Raw genomic sequence first — 17,301 nt, 5'->3', positions numbered from 1 at the left:
CGGCTTAGGCCGCTTTAACCGCGCGGACTTTCTTTTCCGGCGCTACCGCTTCCGCTTCGCTCTCGGTTTCCGCAGCGGCTTCAGGCGTTGGCGCGACTTCTTCTGCCTTTACAATATCCGGCAGCTTGCTGGTGCGCAGGATATGCTGCACCGCGTCTTTCTGTTCAGCCAACAGCAGACCCAATGCTTCGGCCTGCGCTTCACCCAACTCTGGCTGATGTTGCTGTAGCCAATCGGTAAAGGCGTCTGCCATATCGAGCATTTTGTCCCAGGCATCCGCGTCTTTTTTATTGGCAAACGTCATCTTTTCTTCACCCTTTCTGACTACAACATATTTGGTTTCGACTGCCATGATGCACCTCGATTAACTGTATTTATATACAGTATATTCTGATCAAACTTTTCCAGGCAATGACTTTCTGCTGTTAAGCCAGTAATTCTTCCAGGAATAGCGCCAACGCTTTGCGCGGATCGTCCTCTTCCGAGACGATCATCTCAATGCCCCACTGCCCTAATACCTCTTTTGCCACCGGGTTATTGCGGTTGGTGAACAGGTACGATTTAGGACGCGCGGTGGCCAAGCCGGTTCGGCCCCACATTTTTGTCAGGCGGTAGAATAACAGACGAATATTGAAATCGCTGATGCTGTAGCCCACAAACAATACCGAGTTGCCCATGACGTCGTGCGTGAGTTTGATATCCAGCGGCGAATCAAAATAGAGGCGTTCAAAGTAGCTGCTTTCATCCAGCACAATTGACGTATCGTCGTCGAAATCACCATGCAGTTTGATGATGTGGCGCTTATCTTCAGTCAACGACACCAAATCTGCCGCGTTCGCGACTTTACTGTAAGGCACGTTGTGCGCCTCATGCGCCATTTCAAGCCAGCGATCGTAATTGGTGGTGTAGATGCGTGAGAAATTGCCTTGGGTGATCATGGTATGGATTTCAGAACTGCGCACATCAATATCCGGGCGATGCCATTCGCGATCCATCCAGCTGCGCAGCGGTCCCAGCGAGCCTTTACGCTGCTTGTAATACTCCGCCAGCGACAGATGCGTGCCGTAGGTATTGAAGATTTTCGGGTCGTAGCCCAGCTCTTTAGCCAGGTGCGCAATCAGCTCATGCCATTCCGGCAGGCCAAGATTGCGTGAAATGCCTGCACCGGCGAACAAGATCAGTTTACCGGCGTCATAGGCGCGTTTTAGCTCGGGTTTCATGCCAATCCCCGCGATGTTTTCAAAAAGGTTGCGAAGCGATCCAGCGCCAGGCGACGCATCGAAATCTCATTTTTCAGCTCGCCCATTTCGGCGAAGGTTTGCGTGTGCCCTTCCGGGATAAACACGCAGTCCCATTGAAATTCGCGTGGACCAGCAGGCTCAGTGGCGATGGTGCCGCGCAGTTCGCCTTCGAACTGATACATTTTTTGCCCATCGCAATAGCCAAGCACGGTTTTTGCCGTGACGCAGGCGCTATCTAAACCGTTCACCAGTTTGGTGAAGCGCTCGGCATTCAGGCGGCTCCAGAAGATGCGCGTTAATCCGGCCGGTAAGCCGTTCAGGCCATCCAGATAGAGCCCGGTGTGTTCGACAAACAGCGGACGACCAATAATAGAGAACGCTTTGGTGAGCTTGTCGCGCACCAGTTCAACCTCATTTTCAGTCTGAATCTCTTCAATACGGCGTGCGATGGGCAGCACTTCGACACCGACCGGCTCAAGGATGGTACGCACCTCGGCCAGCTTTAGTTCATTGGCAGACAGGAATCGTATTTTCATTGCAATCAGTATGTTGAAGGTGAGTTTAAGCTCTGTAAAAGCCTTTCCGTTGGTCGTTGATTCTAGCGCGCCTACCGGGCACTGGGTAGGAACAATCTCTGATAGGAGAAAACAAAATTATGACTTTATCGATGCAAGAATCTAGAATAATTATGCGATTCAATTTAATAAATATGACAGTAAAAATGAGAACCTCAGATGATTTCTTATTTTAGCTCCAGATATTCCATGCTAAAAGATTTACCCTTCATTTTGCAGGGTGATAACCCAGAAAAAAAATTGCGCTTAACTCTGCTCATTGCTGGATTTTCCAGCATCCTGGCGGGTTTTTATATGGTAGCGACGAATTTCATTAAGGGAGAAAATGGTGTTTCCGCCTTATATTGCCTGAGCACCGCGATGGGATTTTATATTGTCATTGCGGCATTCCGTGACAAGCTGAACAAACATCTCTACATCATCGTGCATGCTTTGTTACTGATCATAATGCTGTTGTTTCTGCTGGATAATGACCACAGAGTAGAAAAACACTCAGAGTACAATTATCTGGTGGCGTTAACCGTCGGCTCAGCATTGGTATTACGCCAGCAAACACCTTACTTAAGTAAAATATTCCCGTTAATCTGCCTGGTGGTTTATCTGTTTTTTATCTCGACCGGATTAACCTGGCAACATAGCGCGTTTAAGCTCAATATTCCGCATGAATCCGGCTTTTATATCGTCAACTGTGCAGTGCCGATGATCGCGCTATTGTTAACGGCATTCACGCTGCGCGGCAACTACTCCGAAACCGATTTGATCAAACGCGAACTTTCACAAGCCATCGAAAAGAATCAGCTGGAGCTCTATTACCAGCCACAAGTCGACAGCAATAAAAAGCTGATTGGATTTGAAGCCCTGCTGCGCTGGAAGCATCCTGTTAAAGGCTTTATCTCACCCGAAGTGTTTATTCCAGTGGCCGAAAAAAGTGGCTTGATTATCGACATTGGCAAGTGGGTGATGGAACACACCTTACAGCAAATCGCCGAATGGGATCGCGGTCAGCACCTTAGTGATTTGGTGTTTTCTGTTAACATCAGTCCGCTGCAGTTAATACACCGCGATTTCACCCAGGATACCTTGTTATCGCTGTCGCATTATAAAATCCGCCCCGAACGCCTCAAGTTTGAAATTACTGAAACCACCTTTGTCTACGACCAGAAGCGTATTGGCGACGTAATCAGCCATTTTAGCCAATTAGGTGTTAAATGGGCGATTGATGACTTTGGCGTCGGCTATTCATCGCTTAAATCGATCAGCGATTTTGCCATTGATGATATTAAGATCGATAAATCATTAATCATGCAGATTTTTAAAAATGAGTCATCGGCGATTGTGGTGCAGAAAACCATCGAGTTATCGCGTGAAATGGGTCTGAATGTGCTGGCTGAAGGCATCGAGAGTGAGGAGTATTTCACCTACCTGCGCGATAAAGGCTGTCATCTGTTTCAGGGCTACCATTTCGCCCGCCCGCTGCCGCCCGCAGATGCGCAGGTATGGATCAAGAAAGCCAAAATATAATCTCCTGTTTTGCAGGGTCGCCATTTATGGCGACCGGCACACGGCATATTAACTAAAACAGCAGTTTCGCAAGTGAAAGACCCGCTCCTAAGGTTACAAATTGGGTAGTCACCATCCATTTGGTTTGTGTAATCATTGCTTTATATAAATCGACCTTTATCGCCGCAACATCCTCCCTGGTAGCGTAATTAGACTTGATCACCGCTACATACGCTTTCACGGCAGCCACATCCTCTTTAGTCGCATAATTTGACTTGATTACCGCCACATCCGCTTTGACCGCTTCGACATCCTGTTTCGTGGCATAGTTTGACTTAATCACCGCTACGTCAGAAACCAATACGGTAACATTGTCTTCCAGACTTTTAACACGCTCTTGCATTCCTTTACCTCCGCTCGGTGGTTGTCCGCCTTGTTTGCATTTACGTTGACGGCACGCATAATTGATAACACTTTTATTTAACGGTTCAGCTAACATTATTTCACCCCAATCGTTTCCATTTTTGATTGGGTAATGCAGGTTGACGGTAGGCCATATAATCAAACTCCCTTTTGCAATGGTAAACGTTAAACACCGCACTCGCCCAAAACCCTGAACATCTTAACACCGGTTTTTTTCACAAACATTAGTGGTTTGAATAAGAAAATAAAAATAACTGTCAAAAAAACAAAGAAGATAATCAGTCAACTGAGCAAGTAACAATCTACCGACAATTTAATGTGAGCCGACCTAAAACCCAATGAAATAAAAAAAGCTCACAACTTTCACATCGTGAGCTTTCTCGCAAAATTAAGCAGAACAGAAAATTACTGGTAAACAATCCCCGGCGGATTTACCTGCGAGGTTTCCACCGCCTCTTCCTGTTCGCCCCAGCGTGCCAATACTTGTTTGTACTCGCCGCTGGCAATCGCGCCATTAATTGCCTGCTGCAGTGCCACATCCAATCCATTACCTTTTTTAGTGGTCACCGCTACCCAAGCGCGGAACGGGCCGTGGCCGACGATTTTGGTCTGCCCGCGCGAAGCGACTTTCCATGCTGCCAATGATTGAGGGCCAAACGTTGCATCCGCACGTCCCGAAAGCAGCGCCAGCGTGGCCGCCGCATCATCGTTGAGATAGATGGGCTGCACCGGCGCTAAGCCCTGCGCGCGGTTCTTCTCATCCCAGCTGAGTAAAATCCGCTCCTGATTGGTGCCCGAACCCACAATGATGCGCTTACCCGCCACATCTTCTCGGCCCTTAATCGCGGTTATCGCGCTGTTGGTTTTCACCGCAAAGGCGTGGTTATCCGCGCGATAGGTGGCGAAATCGAACTTCTTTTTGCGCTCTTCGGTGACGGCAATATTGAACATCGCCACGTCATACCGTCCAGCGGTAATACCCAGCGGCCAATCTTCCCACGCGGCTGGCACCAGCTTCAGCTTTAAACCCAAACTGTCCGCCAGCAGACGCGCAATATCCGGATCGCTGCCGATCAGCGTTTTATTATCCGACGCCCATAAACCGATCGGCGGCGAGTTCATCGCCGTGGTGGCGACGGTCAAATAACCCGGATTCACAAAGTGAAAACCCGCCGGAATCTTCGCGATAGCCTGGGGATTCGCGGCTATATTGATCGGCGTTTCATTGTTTTTGGCATCCAGCGTTTCTGCTGCGATGGCTGGCGCGCATGACATCACTGTCAGCAACGCCGCAATAATCACTCGTTCCATTAAAGTACCCGCGCCAGAAAACGTTTGGTGCGCTCGTGGCGCGGCTGATTCAGCACCTGATTACTGCTGCCCTGCTCAACAATGCGTCCATCGACCATAAACACCACGTTGTCCGCCACTTCACGCGCAAAACCGACTTCGTGCGTGACAATCACCAGCGTGGTGCCGGAACGCGCCAGTTTTTTGATCACATCCAGCACTTCACCCACCAGCTCGGGATCGAGCGCTGACGTCGGTTCATCAAACAGCATCACGCGCGGATTGAGCATCAAGGCACGCGCAATCGCGATGCGCTGCTGCTGGCCGCCCGACAAATGGCGCGGCCAGGCATCGGCTTTGTGACGCAGGCCAACCACATCCAACAATTCACCCGCACGATCAATCGCTTCACGGCGTGACAGTTGACGATGCGCAATCGGCGCTTCAATCAGATTCTCCAGCACCGTCAGATGCGGAAACATATTGAAGTTCTGGAACACGTAGCCAACGTTGATGCGCTGACGCAGAATTGCCTGCTCTTTCAGCTCATACAGCTTGTCGCCGCGACGCTGATAACCGATGTAATCGCCATCGATCTGGATATAGCCTTCATCAACGCGCTCCAGATGGTTAATGGTGCGCAGCAGCGTCGATTTGCCCGAGCCAGACGGCCCGAGAATCACCGTCACCGATCCTGGTTCCAGCTCCAGTGACACATCATCCAGCGCTTTCAGTTTGCCGAACGACTTGCTCACGCCGGTAATGCTAATGGCGCCAGCGGTATGCAGATTGCGGTAATCAATGGCTTCGGACATGGGAAAGCTCCTCGGTTGCAGGTTTGGCGCTGCGGTTACGCCATTGACGCCAGCGCGACGGCTGCGGTTCACGGGTGACACTGCGCGCCAGCCAGCGCTCAACGCTGTGCTGCAACAGTGACAGAACGGTGGTGATGATCAGATACCAGGCCGCGCCGACCATCAGCAGCGGAATCACCTGCTGTGTGCGGTTGTAGATCATCTGAATGGTGTAAAACAGTTCCGGCATAGCCAGCACGTAAACCATTGAGGTGCCTTTGGCGAGGCTGATGATTTCATTAAAAGTGGTAGGAATAATCGCGCGCAGCGCCTGTGGCAGAATGATGCGGAAGGTACGGCGCGTGGAGGATAATCCCAGCGCCGAAGCCGCTTCAAACTGGCCGTGATCGACACCCAAAAAGCCGCCGCGAATGATCTCAGCACTATAAGCGCTCTGCACCAGCGTCAAACCAATCACCGCCGCCGGGAACTGGCCGAGCACGTTGATGGTCTGGAAATGGCCCCACGACAGCGCGGTAAACGGAATGCCCAGCGACAGCGTGTCGTACAGATAGGAGAAGTTGTAGAGGATGATCAGCACCACGATCAGCGGCAGCGAGCGGAACAGCCAGATATAGCCAAACGCCAGCGTACTCAGCAGCCAGGATGACGAGAGGCGCGCCAGCGCCAGCAAACCGCCAAAAATCAGGCTGAGTATGGTGCCAAACAGCGTCAGCAGCAGCGTTTGCCCCAAACCGCTGAGGATCACCGGATCAAAAAACCATTTGGCGAACACGCCCCATTCCCAGCGCGGATTGAACGCAACCGAATCAATCACGCTGGCCAGAATAAACAGCGCGACAATCGCGCCGACGGTACGTGCCGGATATCGCGCCGGCACCACGGTTAAACGTTGTGGTTCATTACGCATTACAACTCCTTAGCTGGCCTGCGCCACGCTATGTACATCAATCACTTTCAGGAAGCGCAAGCGTCCATCGTGTGGCGGCTGGCTGTAGACTTCCATATCCTCCAGCAGCTCAAACTGCGGCTGATAACCGTGGCCGATATACAACTTCACCGCTTCTGGCTGGCGGAAACCGGTGGTGAGAAACACGCGCTGATAGCCCGCACGCAGCGCACGGCGCTCCAGTTCCTGCAGGATCAGCAGCGCCAATCCCTGACGACGCAGATCGCTGCGCGTCCAGATGCGTTTAAACTCAGCGGTCACCTCGTCGTAGGGTTTATACGCGCCCATCGCGATGATCTCGCCGTCACGCTCCAGCACGATAAACAGCCCGCGCGGCGGTAAATACCATTCGGTCAGCTCCACCTCTTTTTGGCTGGTGAAGAACGCGCCGTAGCGCGCGGTATATTCACCAAACAGTCCGGTCAAAATCGGTTGCAGCTCAGGCGCTTCCGGTGATACTTCGCGGAACAGTTGCTCGCTCATGCGGCCTCCTTAATCGCCCAATCCGGCCGGATTGATCTCTGAACTGTCGATACGCTCAACGCCTTCACCCCAGCGCTTCAGCACCTTGTCGTAATCGCCGTTCTTGATCACGCCATTCAGCGCGGTGTTGATCGGCTGCACTAAACCGCCATCTTTCTTCACCGTCACCGCGATGTGCGCCGCTTTCGGCCAGCCGCCATCGACGCTGCCAACCAAACGCGTCTGCTTGGTCAGCGCCGCTTTCCAGGCGCCAATTACGTTCGGACCAAAGTAGGCATCGGCGCGGCCCGACTGCAGCGCCAGCGTTTGGGCCGCATCGTCTTTGGTATACACCGGCGTAAACGGCTTCAATCCTTTAGCCTGATTCTCTTTATCCCAGGCCAGCAGGATCGATTCCTGATTGGTGCCAGAGCCGACGATAATACGCAGTCCGGCAATATCTTCGGCTTTGGTCAGCGACGTAATTGGACTGCTGGATTTGACGTAAAAACCGAGTGAATCTTTGCGATAGGTGGCGAAATCGAAGCGTTCTTTGCGCTCTTTAGTGACGGTCACGTTACTGATCGCCGCATCGTATTTGCCCGATGCCACGCCCAGCGGCCAGTCTTCCCATGACGTTGGCACCACGTTGAGTTTCAGACCCAGGCTGTCGGCGACTAAGCGGGCGATATCCACTTCGCTGCCGAGCAGGGTTTTGTTGTCATCACTGAATACAGTTAATGGCGGCGAATTCAGCGCGGCGACCGCTACGGTGAACGAACCCGGCACGGCAAAGCGATGTCCAGCCGGGATCTGCGCCACTGCGGCGTCATTTTTCGCGGTATTGATCGGCGTTTTGTTGGCTTCAACACTGATGTTTTGACCGTTAACCGCCACATCTTCGGCGAATACGGCGCTGCTCATGCCCAGCAACAACAGCGCAATAAGGGATTTTTTCTGCATAGCGTTTATTCTCGAGTTTTATTTTTGTGTGTATTGGTTAACCGGATCTTTCAGACCAAAGCTGGCGCGCAGCGTGGTTCCGGGGTATTCGCTGCGGGTCAAACCGCGCGCTTGCAGAATCGGTACCACGCGATCGACAAAGCGTTCGAATGTATCTGGCGTGCCGCCCTGAATGATGAAGCCATCGGTCGCTTCGCTCTCAAACCACAGCTGCAAACCGTCGGCTACCTGCTCTGGCGTGCCGTGGAACAGCGGACGCGGCGTCGCGGCTTCCAGCGCCGCCTGGCGCAGCGTGTGGCCATGCTCGCGCGCCTTGCGTTTGATTTCGTCGGTGGTGCTGCGGAAGCTGTTTTGCCCGATATCGCCGAGTTCCGGGAACGGCTCATCCAGCGGATATTGTGAGAAGTCGTAATGATCGAAGAAGCGACCGAGATAGTTGAGCGCATCTTTGATGGAAACCAGCGCGGCGGTGGTTTGATACTGCTGCTCCACATCTTCCGCACTGTCGCCAACGATCACGCCAACGCCCTGGAAAATGTGCAGATCGCCCGGTTCGCGGCCATTCGCAACCAGCTGTTTTTTCACATCGCGGTAGAACGCCTGCGCCTCTTCGCGCGTCGGCTGATGGGTAAAGATGGCGTCGGCGTGTTTAGCGGCCAGCTTGCGGCCATCTTCCGATGCGCCCGCCTGAAACACCACCGGACGTCCTTGCGGCGTGCGTTCGATATTCAGCGGCCCTTGCACCTGGAAGAAATCGCCGTGGTGATTCAGCGTGTGCAGCTTCTCAGGATCAAAGAACTGGCCGCTCTCTTTATTACGCACGAAAGCGTCGCCTTCCCACGAATCCCACAGCCCTTTCACGACTTGCAGATACTCATCAGCGATGCGGTAGCGCAGCGCGTGTTCCGGATGCTGCTGGCGCGAGAAGTTCTTCGCCGAACCTTCCAGCGGCGAGGTCACCACGTTCCAGCCCGCACGACCGCCGCTCAGATGATCGAGGCTGGCAAACTGCCGCGCCACGGTGAACGGCTCGCTGTATGAGGTGGAAACCGTGCCGACCAAACCAAGATGCTCGGTAACGCCCGCCAGCGCCGACAGCAAGGTCAGCGGCTCGAAGCGATTGAGGAAGTGGGGAATCGATTTTTCATTAATAAACAGGCCATCGGCAACAAACAGGAAATCCAGCTTGCCCGCTTCCGCCTTGCGCGCAATATGTTTGGCGTAATCAAAATTGATGCTGGCATCGGCCAGCGCCGCCGGATGACGCCACGCGGACATATTGCCGGACGCGCCATGCAGAATGGTGCCCAATCGCAGTTGTCTTGCAGTCATAATGTTCTCTCTTTTGCCAAGGCGCAGCCTGACGGCGACATGCCTGTCGCCGTACAGAACCGGAATTAAAGGGTGAATCGCGTTAGTTCAGAATGGCGTCACGACATCGCGCGTTGAGGTGCTGCAACGCTTGCTGAGCCAGTTGCGTAAAGTAGTGTGCAGCGGGGGCAATCAGCGCTTCATCAGGATTGAAGCCGCCATGATGCAGACCAAATTCGCTCGCGCTGCCAATGCTGACAAACGCCCCGGGGATCTGCTGTAAGTAGTAGGCAAAATCTTCGCCGCCGAGATGTAACTCAGCGGTCTGCACGCGGTAGCCCGCCTGCTGCGCCACGTTGCTGGCAAACTGCGCCCAGCGCGCATCGTTCTCCAGCACCGGCGGACCCGGATGCCAGCTGAAGGTGGCGCTGGCACCGTTGGCGGCGGCGATATTCTCCACCAGCGTGCGGGCGCGCTGCTCCAGCTCCGCGCGCACCTGTTTGTCGTGGGTGCGCACCGTGCCGCCAAATTCGGCCTCGCCGGGCAGTACGTTCCAGGTTTTGCCAGCGTCGATACGCGTCACGCTGAGCACTAAGCTGTCCAGCGTATTGAAGCTGCGGCTGGTGAGCGATTGCAGCGCCTGAATAATCTGGCTGGCGACCACAATGCTGTCCACGCCCTCTTCCGGATGCGCGGCATGCGCACCTTTGCCGGAAACCCGCACGATAAATTTATCCGCATTGGCGTAAAACGCGCCGCCACGGGTGGCGAAGGTGCCGGTCGGCAAACCGGGTTCATTGTGCATGCCGAAAATCGCCTGCACGCCGTCCAGCACGCCCGCATTGATCAACTGGCGTGCGCCGGTGGCGTTCTCTTCTGCCGGTTGGAACAGAATACGGATGCGCCCCGGCAATTGATCTTCAACGGCTTTCAGCTGCAAGGCCGCGCCCAGCATCACCGCGCTGTGAACATCGTGGCCGCAGGCATGCATTACGCCGCTGTTGCGCGAGCGGTAAGTGAGTCCGGTGGCTTCGTGAATCGGTAGCGCATCGATATCGGCGCGCAGCGCAATCAGCGTGTCCCCGTGCCCCACTTCCACGATTACGCCGGTTTCCAGCGGATAATCCAGCAGACGCAAACCGGCGTCCTGTAACCAGCGGCTTAGGCGCGCGGTGGTCTCGACTTCGCGGCCGGATAACTCCGGCCAGCTGTGCAGCTCACGTCGCCAGTCAATCAGCTGATGTTCGCTAAATTGCGTCATACCTGCCTCCGGAAGCAGCGAATCATGCGGTGACTAAACGGTGAGTGGCCAACAGTTCGAGTGATTTCACGCGCGCCTGCTCTTCAGCCACCGGCGTATCAATCACGAACTCTTCAATGCCGAAATTCTGATGCAGCGCATCCAGCTTGGCATGCACCTGCGCGGCGGTGCCCTTCAGCAGCGATGGCGTGCGCGGTTCAATCACGTAATCGGTATAACCGCCCTGACGCACGTAGCGTTCGGCCTGCTCGACGCTGCCGACGTTAACGCTGGGGCCATCCTTCACGTTGACATGATAAACGCGCAGGTTATCCACCAGCAGATCGGCTTCCGCCGGCGAGTCCGCCACCACCACTTGCACCGCCACCAGCGCGCGCTGGCCGTTGCTGTGCTGGCGATAGCTGTTAAGGACTTTTTCCATTAGTTGCGGATCGCCGTTGTGATGCGCGGCAAACACCAGCTGCCAGCCGAGTTCCGCCGCCAGTTTGGCGCTCTCTTCGCTGGCACCCAGCAGGAAGCGATTGGCCGGACGCGGCGGCTGTGGCGTAGCGCGCAGAATCTCTTCATCGCCCACTGGCGGCACTTGCAACCAGCTATCCAGCAGCGTCAATTGCTCGGCGAAGCTGCCTTTCTCTTGCAGATGCACACCGAGCTGCAACGCACGCGTTGAGAGCGGCAAGCCGCCCGGCGCTTTGCCAACACAAACGTCAATGCGGCCCGGCGCTAAGGACGCCAGCAAGTTGAAGTTTTCCGCCACTTTGTACGGGCTGTAATGTTGCAGCATCACGCCGCCGGAGCCGACGCGAATATGTTGTGTCTGGCCGATGATCCAGGCGATCAGCAGTTCCGGCGACGGACTCGCCAGACGATCGGTATTGTGGTGCTCCGCTAACCAGAAGCGGTGATAGCCCCAGGCTTCCGCCTGCTGCGCCAGCTGTAACGTGCGGTGTAGCGCGTGGCTGGCTGTCTCTCCGTCGGCAATCGGCGATTTATCCAGCAAACTCAGTCGGTATGACATGCGCCTTATCCTTTTCGTCATGAATATGGCGAGTAGTTTGTGGTGGAGAAGGCGGATTCGTAAAACATGATATTGTCGTATCTATATTTACTTTATGCATATCAGGGAGATAGATTGGACCATGTGGTTTAAACTCCTTTGAAAACACATAATTATCCCCACAGGATATGGATTGTTGTGGTGATGTTTTGAAAATGTGACACTCAATATAAAATTATTAAAACATCGTTTCAAAATGTGACGTAATTCATCCAATCGCCATTCCCTTATTTTTCCAGCCACTATTTTCTCTATGCTGACACCACGCGGCATCCTTCGACAAATTAATGCGCCGCACCTTCCTGCCTCCCCTTAGCTGGAGAAAAAGCATGACGTTTAAAAAATTACTTCTGGTCGTTTCGTTATCCTCTGCGGCAGCGTTTTGCCCGGCAGTGGCTTCCGTCAAGGTCATTAAAGTGGCCGAAGTTCAACCGGCGGGTTATCCCACGGTGGTGGCGCTTGAACACATGGGCGAGAAGCTAAAAAAAGCCACTGATGGCCGATTAGAAATGAAGGTTTACGCCGGTGGCGTACTCGGCGATGAAGACCAGACGCTGCAGCAGGTGCAACTGGGCGCCATTGACATGATCCGTGTTTCGCTGGCACCGGTCACCACCATCGCGCCAGAAACCAGCGTATTAACCTTGCCGTATGTTTTTCGCGATGAGGATCATATGCACAAGGTGCTTGATGGTGATATCGGAAAAAATATCGTCGAGAAATTCGATAACGATCCTAACGCCCGTATGATATTCCTCGGCTGGACCGACGCCGGTGTGCGCAACATGATCACCAAAAAGCCAATCGCCAAACCCGACGATCTTAAGGGTATGAAAATCCGCGTGCAAAACAGTGCGATTTCGTTGGCGACCTTAAAAGCCATGGGCGCAAACCCGGTGGCAATGGGCGTGAGCGAAGTGTTTAGCGCCATGCAAACCGGCGTGGTGGATGGCACTGAAAACAACCCGCCAACCTTTGTTGCCCACAACTATATGCCCGTCGCTAAGTACTACACCCTCACCGGCCACTTCATTCAGCCTGAAATGATTCTCTACTCTAAACCTTTGTGGAATCGCCTCTCGGCTGACGACCAGGCGTTGCTGAAGAAATTAGGCAAAGAGGCGCAGGAGGAAGAGCGTCAGCTCTGGGCAACTTACACCCAACAATCCATCGAGAAGATGAAAGCCGGTGGCGTGACCTTCCAGGAAACCGATCGTGAAACCTTCATGAAAGCCACCCAGCCAGTGCGCGATCAGTTTGGCGGGAAATATCAGGATTTGATGAAACAAATTGCTGATGTGAAGTAATCCTCCCCACGCCACGTGCCTGCGTGGCGTTTTAATCAGGTAAACATTATGACTGCATACTCTCGTCTGATGGATGGGCTTTATTTGCTGTGCATGGCGATCGCCGCTGTTGCCTTGTTGATTATGGTGACGGTGATTCCCATCGGGATTTTCACCCGCTATGTGCTGAACGACGCGTTATCCTGGCCAGAACCGGTCGCCATCATTTGCATGATCATCTTTACCTTTATTGGTGCGCCAGTCGGGTTCCGCGCCGGTACGCATATTTGCGTCTCGATGATGACCGACCGGCTCTCGCCGGTGAATCAGCGCTGGCTGCTCAAGTTGTCTGACGCGCTGATGATCATCACCTGTCTGGTGATTTTCCGCGCCAGTTACAACCTGTGTGAAGCGATGTGGGTGCAAACGCTGGCCTCACTACCGGTGGTGACCTATGGCGAAATGTATCTGCCGATCCCAATCGGCGCGATTTTCACCCTGCTGTTTGTCATTGAAAGATTGGTTAATGGCGATCAAAGCCAACGCGCCATCGTGACTCTTGGCGGCACCCACTAAGCGGAGAAGAAAATGGACGCACTGATTTTGATAGGCAGTTTGGTAGTATTACTGCTGGTGGGTTTCCCGGTGGCATTTGCCGTTGGATTGAGCGCGTTTATCGGGGCATGGTGGATCGATTTACCACTGGAAGCGGTGGTGATTCAGATTACCAACGGCATTAATAAGTTTTCACTGTTAACCATTCCGTTCTTCATTTTGGCTGGTGCGATTATGGCGGAAGGCGGCATTGCCCGGCGGCTGGTCAACTTTGCCTATATTTTCGTTGGTTTTATTCGCGGCGGTTTGTCGCTGGTGAATATTGTCGCCTCAACCTTCTTTGGCGCGATTTCGGGTTCTTCGGTGGCGGATACCGCCTCGATTGGTTCCGTGATGATTCCGCAGATGGAGGAGAAAGGCTATCCGCGTGACTTCGCTGCGGCGGTAACGGCCAGCGGCTCGGTACAAGCGGTGTTAACCCCGCCCAGCCACAATTCGGTGATTTATTCGCTCGCCACCGGTGGTGTTGTCACCATCTCATCGCTGTTTGTCGCCGGCATCATTCCTGGCCTGTTACTGGGTTTTTGCTTAATGGTAATGTGCCTGGGATTTGCGCGTAAACGCGGCTACCCCAAAGGTGAGCGCATCCCTTACAAGCAGGCGTTGAAAATCTTCTTCGATGCGTTCTGGGGATTGTTCACCATTTTCATCATTCTCGGCGGAATTCTTTCCGGCGTGTTCACCGCCTCGGAATCGGCAGCCATTGCCTGCATCTGGGCGTTCTTTGTCACCATGTTTATTTACCGTGATTTCAAATGGACGCAATTGCATATCCTGGTGTTTCGGACCATCAAAACGGTAACCATTGTGATGGTGTTGATCGCCTTCGCCGCCGGTTTCGGTGCGGTAATGACCTTTATGCAATTACCCACCATTATTACCGAAGCCTTTACCCAATTTTCCAGTAACAAGTATGTGATTTTGATGTGCATTAATCTGTTGCTACTGGTGGTGGGGACGCTAATGGATATGGCACCGCTGATCCTGATTCTGACGCCGGTACTATTACCGGTAGCCACCGCACTCGGCGTCGATCCGGTGCATTTCGGCATGATAATGCTAACCAACTTAGGCATCGGTTTAATTACGCCACCGGTCGGCACGGTATTATTTGTCGCCAGCGCAGTGAGTAAGCAAAAGATTGAGCAAGTGGTCACCGCCATGCTGCCTTTCTATGGCGTGTTGTTTATTGTGCTGATGTTGATTACCTATATTCCGGCGTTATCGCTATGGCTACCGCGTTTAATGGGCGTGATGTAACAACCGGTCAAATCATTGTGCTTTAAATCTGCTGCGGGCTCTGACACATCTACTGCGTCACGGGCCGTCCTCGCACCGCTAGCGCGGTACCTTCGGCTTTCACGTCGTGCCGACGGATCATTCGGGGATCGGCCGTCCTGGCCGGCCCCGAACTGCCTCACGCATCCCTGCGTGAGGCTCCTGGCCCAACGTAAAAGCCTCAGCGCTGCGGATAGCCCTTTTGCCGCAGCAGACGCGTCAGCGCCTCTGGCAAATGTGCCCTTTTCAACAACACGCACTGAAGGTTTGGAGCAGGCCGGGGCCGCTTTTGGGCCGGCAATCCGCAGCGCTGAACGAAGCGAGGAAGCCAGGAGAGCCCGCAGGACGCGGGCGAAAGGCGGAGCCGGGACAGGACGTCCCGTCTCCGCCGGTCCGTCAGGCAGACGAGCGAAGTGAAGGTACCGCGTAAGCGGCGCGAGGACCGCAGGACCAAAAGTGGCACCGGTCAGCGCCATCGCCAATGGCTTAGCTAATAAGCATTACGCCATTTATGGCGCCCCATCGTATGAACAGAACGCCTATTTATTTTTTTTAGCAAAGCTTAGTGCAATTCCTTGGTTCAACTCCCGTGTGCGGCATTCAATGATGAAAACCGCCCGTCGGGCTATTGATTAAAAAGGGAAACACCATGACTAAGCATTTTCACTTGCAGGCGTTGAGTTTGGCCCTGCTATCAGGGATTTTTAGCGCCCACGCGGCAGACACGCCCGTTAAAGGCGGCACGCTGGTTTACCTCGAACAACAGGCACATACCAACCTTTATCCACCCGCCGGTGGCTTTTATCCCAATGGCGGTATTCTGAATCAAATTACCGATAAGCTGACGTGGCAGAATCCTGAAACCTTAAAAGTGGAACCGTGGATTGCCGAAAGCTGGAGCAGTAACGCCGATAAAACCGAATATACCTTTAAAATTCGTCCCGGCGTCACCTTCTCTGATGGCACGCCCTTAGATGCCAATGCGGTAGCCAAAAACTTTGATACTTACGGTCTGGGAAATAAAGCCCAGCGCCTGCCGGTTTCCGAAGTGATCAATAATTACGACCGCAGTGAAGTTATTGATCCTCAGACGGTGAAATTCTATTTCAAAAAACCGTCACCCGGTTTTTTACAGGGCACCGCTACCATCGGTTCGGGCCTGGTTTCCCTCAGTACGCTGCAGCGTAGCTTCGACCAACTCGGCGATGCGCGTCATATTATTGGTTCCGGTCCATTTGTGGTCAGCGATGAGAAACTCGGCCGCGAGGTCGATTTAACCGCGCGCAAAGATTATCAATGGGGCCCGAAAAACCTCGCCCAGCAAGGTCCCGCCAATCTCGACGGCATTAAATTCATCGTCACGCCGGAAGACAGCGTGCGTATTGGCGCGCTGCTGGCCGGCCAGGTCGACTTCATTCGTCAGGTGCAAGCCTACGACGAGAAGCAGGCGCAGCAGCAAAACTTCCCGATTTACGCTGCACCCACGCGTGGCGTCAACGACAGCATCAGCTTCCGCCCGGATAACCCGCTAGTCAGCGATGTGAAAGTGCGTCAGGCGCTGCTGCACGCCACCAACGCTCAGCAAGTGGTGCAAACCCTGTTCTCACCGAACTATCCGCAGGCCACCTCGGTGATCGCCACCTCGGCGGCCGGTTACGTCAATCTGGCCGACAAGCTGAAATTCGATCCGGCGTTGTCGAAAAAGCTGCTGGATGAAGCAGGCTGGAAACCGGGCAGCGACGGCATCCGCGAAAAGGATGGCAAGAAACTGGCGCTGACCATTTATGAATCGCTGCCGCAGCCGCAGAACAAAGAGGTGCTACAGCTGGTGGCACAGCAGTGGCGTCAGGTTGGCGTCGCGCTGGCGGTGAAAGCCGGTGATGCAGGCAGCCGCGTGCTGGATAACCTCGATCCGCTGAAAACCCCGCTGGTGGTGTCCGAAGTGGGACGCGCCGATCCTGATGTGGTGAAGAGCCAGTTCTATCCGACTAACCGTGATGCGCTGCTGCAAAAAGGCGGCTCCAGCGACAAGGTGCAGAACTTCCGCGACGACAAACTGAACACGCTGTTGCTGGGGATCTCCTCGGAAGTCGATCCGGCAAAACGCCTGGCGGTGACCGGCGAGGCGCAGCGCTATCTGCTCGATCAGGCCTATGTGATTCCGATTTTTGAAGAACCGCAGGTGTTTGCCGGTGCGCCGTGGCTGAAAGGCGTGAATTTTGAAGCCGTCGGTCGTCCGTCGTTCTACGGCGCGTGGCTGGAAAAACACTAAGGC

The 17,301-nt window shown here is 53.9% G+C and carries 18 protein-coding genes; 6 read left to right on the top strand and 12 right to left on the bottom strand.

All coding sequences use genetic code 11. The features are described from left to right. Positions 1 to 4 precede the first annotated feature (4 nt). The 3 genes from KVT28_RS09975 to KVT28_RS09965 form a co-directional block, all read right to left on the bottom strand. Positions 5 to 352 (bottom strand): YebG family protein, encoded by a 348-nt coding sequence (locus KVT28_RS09975; RefSeq protein ID WP_217548088.1) that lies wholly within the window; start codon positions 350 to 352, stop codon positions 5 to 7. Between the two features lie 73 nt (positions 353 to 425). Next, the gene (locus KVT28_RS09970) at positions 426 to 1,220 is read right to left on the bottom strand and encodes an SIR2 family protein (RefSeq protein WP_008108794.1); all 795 of its coding nucleotides are present in this window, start codon (positions 1,218 to 1,220) and stop codon (positions 426 to 428) included. Continuing rightward, positions 1,217 to 1,777, bottom strand: coding sequence for a non-canonical purine NTP pyrophosphatase (locus KVT28_RS09965; protein ID WP_101761408.1), 561 nt, complete (start codon positions 1,775 to 1,777; stop codon positions 1,217 to 1,219). Before KVT28_RS09965 ends, KVT28_RS09970 begins: the two co-directional genes overlap by 4 nt. A 399-nt stretch (positions 1,778 to 2,176) precedes the next feature. Here KVT28_RS09965 and KVT28_RS09960 point away from each other — a divergent pair, with 399 nt between their 5' ends. Further along, a complete protein-coding gene (locus tag KVT28_RS09960; protein ID WP_254633495.1) occupies positions 2,177 to 3,337 on the top strand; it encodes a bifunctional diguanylate cyclase/phosphodiesterase in 1,161 nt (386 codons plus the stop codon). A 52-nt stretch (positions 3,338 to 3,389) separates the two neighbouring features. Here the strand turns inward: KVT28_RS09960 and KVT28_RS09955 are convergent, their stop codons facing one another. The 9 genes from KVT28_RS09955 to KVT28_RS09915 all read right to left on the bottom strand — a co-directional run bounded on the left by KVT28_RS09955 (position 3,390) and on the right by KVT28_RS09915 (position 11,808). Beyond that, entirely contained in the window at positions 3,390 to 3,815 is a 426-nt protein-coding gene (locus KVT28_RS09955) for a hypothetical protein (protein ID WP_254633494.1), read from the bottom strand. Positions 3,816 to 4,144: 329 nt separating this feature from the next. Next, on the bottom strand, positions 4,145 to 5,050 hold the full coding sequence (locus tag KVT28_RS09950) for an ABC transporter substrate-binding protein (RefSeq protein WP_217548085.1): 906 nt from the start codon (positions 5,048 to 5,050) through the stop codon (positions 4,145 to 4,147). Beyond that, positions 5,050 to 5,844 (bottom strand): amino acid ABC transporter ATP-binding protein, encoded by a 795-nt coding sequence (locus tag KVT28_RS09945; RefSeq protein ID WP_217548082.1) that lies wholly within the window; start codon positions 5,842 to 5,844, stop codon positions 5,050 to 5,052. The genes KVT28_RS09950 and KVT28_RS09945 overlap by 1 nt, the downstream gene beginning before the upstream one ends. Further along, a complete protein-coding gene (locus KVT28_RS09940) occupies positions 5,828 to 6,754 on the bottom strand; it encodes an amino acid ABC transporter permease (protein WP_110868467.1) in 927 nt (308 codons plus the stop codon). The genes KVT28_RS09945 and KVT28_RS09940 overlap by 17 nt, the downstream gene beginning before the upstream one ends. Positions 6,755 to 6,763: 9 nt before the next feature. Then, a complete protein-coding gene (locus tag KVT28_RS09935) occupies positions 6,764 to 7,276 on the bottom strand; it encodes a GNAT family N-acetyltransferase (RefSeq protein WP_101761402.1) in 513 nt (170 codons plus the stop codon). A gap of 9 nt (positions 7,277 to 7,285) precedes the next feature. Then, positions 7,286 to 8,218: an ABC transporter substrate-binding protein gene (locus KVT28_RS09930; RefSeq protein ID WP_192235005.1), complete on the bottom strand. Its 933-nt coding sequence runs from the start codon at positions 8,216 to 8,218 to the stop codon at positions 7,286 to 7,288. 18 nt (positions 8,219 to 8,236) lie between these two features. Next, positions 8,237 to 9,550, bottom strand: a complete 1,314-nt coding sequence (locus tag KVT28_RS09925) for an LLM class flavin-dependent oxidoreductase (RefSeq protein WP_217548080.1) — start codon at positions 9,548 to 9,550, stop codon at positions 8,237 to 8,239. A gap of 82 nt (positions 9,551 to 9,632) precedes the next feature. Continuing rightward, on the bottom strand, positions 9,633 to 10,790 hold the full coding sequence (locus KVT28_RS09920) for an amidohydrolase (RefSeq protein ID WP_217548078.1): 1,158 nt from the start codon (positions 10,788 to 10,790) through the stop codon (positions 9,633 to 9,635). Between the two features lie 22 nt (positions 10,791 to 10,812). Then, positions 10,813 to 11,808, bottom strand: a complete 996-nt coding sequence (locus KVT28_RS09915; protein ID WP_217548075.1) for an MsnO8 family LLM class oxidoreductase — start codon at positions 11,806 to 11,808, stop codon at positions 10,813 to 10,815. A gap of 368 nt (positions 11,809 to 12,176) precedes the next feature. Here KVT28_RS09915 and KVT28_RS09910 point away from each other — a divergent pair, with 368 nt between their 5' ends. From KVT28_RS09910 to KVT28_RS09890, 5 genes are all read left to right on the top strand, one after another. Then, positions 12,177 to 13,154 carry a TRAP transporter substrate-binding protein gene (locus KVT28_RS09910; protein WP_217548073.1) on the top strand — a complete coding sequence of 326 codons (978 nt, stop codon included), beginning with the start codon at positions 12,177 to 12,179 and terminating at the stop codon, positions 13,152 to 13,154. 48 nt (positions 13,155 to 13,202) lie between these two features. Continuing rightward, positions 13,203 to 13,709 carry a TRAP transporter small permease gene (locus tag KVT28_RS09905; protein WP_110868462.1) on the top strand — a complete coding sequence of 169 codons (507 nt, stop codon included), beginning with the start codon at positions 13,203 to 13,205 and terminating at the stop codon, positions 13,707 to 13,709. Positions 13,710 to 13,721: 12 nt separating this feature from the next. Continuing rightward, on the top strand, positions 13,722 to 15,008 hold the full coding sequence (locus KVT28_RS09900; RefSeq protein ID WP_101761395.1) for a TRAP transporter large permease: 1,287 nt from the start codon (positions 13,722 to 13,724) through the stop codon (positions 15,006 to 15,008). 474 nt (positions 15,009 to 15,482) lie between these two features. Continuing rightward, the gene (locus tag KVT28_RS09895) at positions 15,483 to 15,662 is read left to right on the top strand and encodes a hypothetical protein (RefSeq protein ID WP_210080278.1); all 180 of its coding nucleotides are present in this window, start codon (positions 15,483 to 15,485) and stop codon (positions 15,660 to 15,662) included. A 13-nt stretch (positions 15,663 to 15,675) separates the two neighbouring features. Continuing rightward, positions 15,676 to 17,298, top strand: coding sequence for a TIGR04028 family ABC transporter substrate-binding protein (locus tag KVT28_RS09890; protein ID WP_217548071.1), 1,623 nt, complete (start codon positions 15,676 to 15,678; stop codon positions 17,296 to 17,298). The last annotated feature ends 3 nt before the right edge of the window (positions 17,299 to 17,301 follow it).

This window comes from Pantoea sp. GbtcB22 (assembly GCF_019091025.1).
GTDB lineage: Bacteria > Pseudomonadota > Gammaproteobacteria > Enterobacterales > Enterobacteriaceae > Pantoea > Pantoea leporis.
The sequence above is the reverse complement of the archived record's forward strand: the minus strand, read 5'-3'. Positions and strand labels throughout refer to the sequence as shown.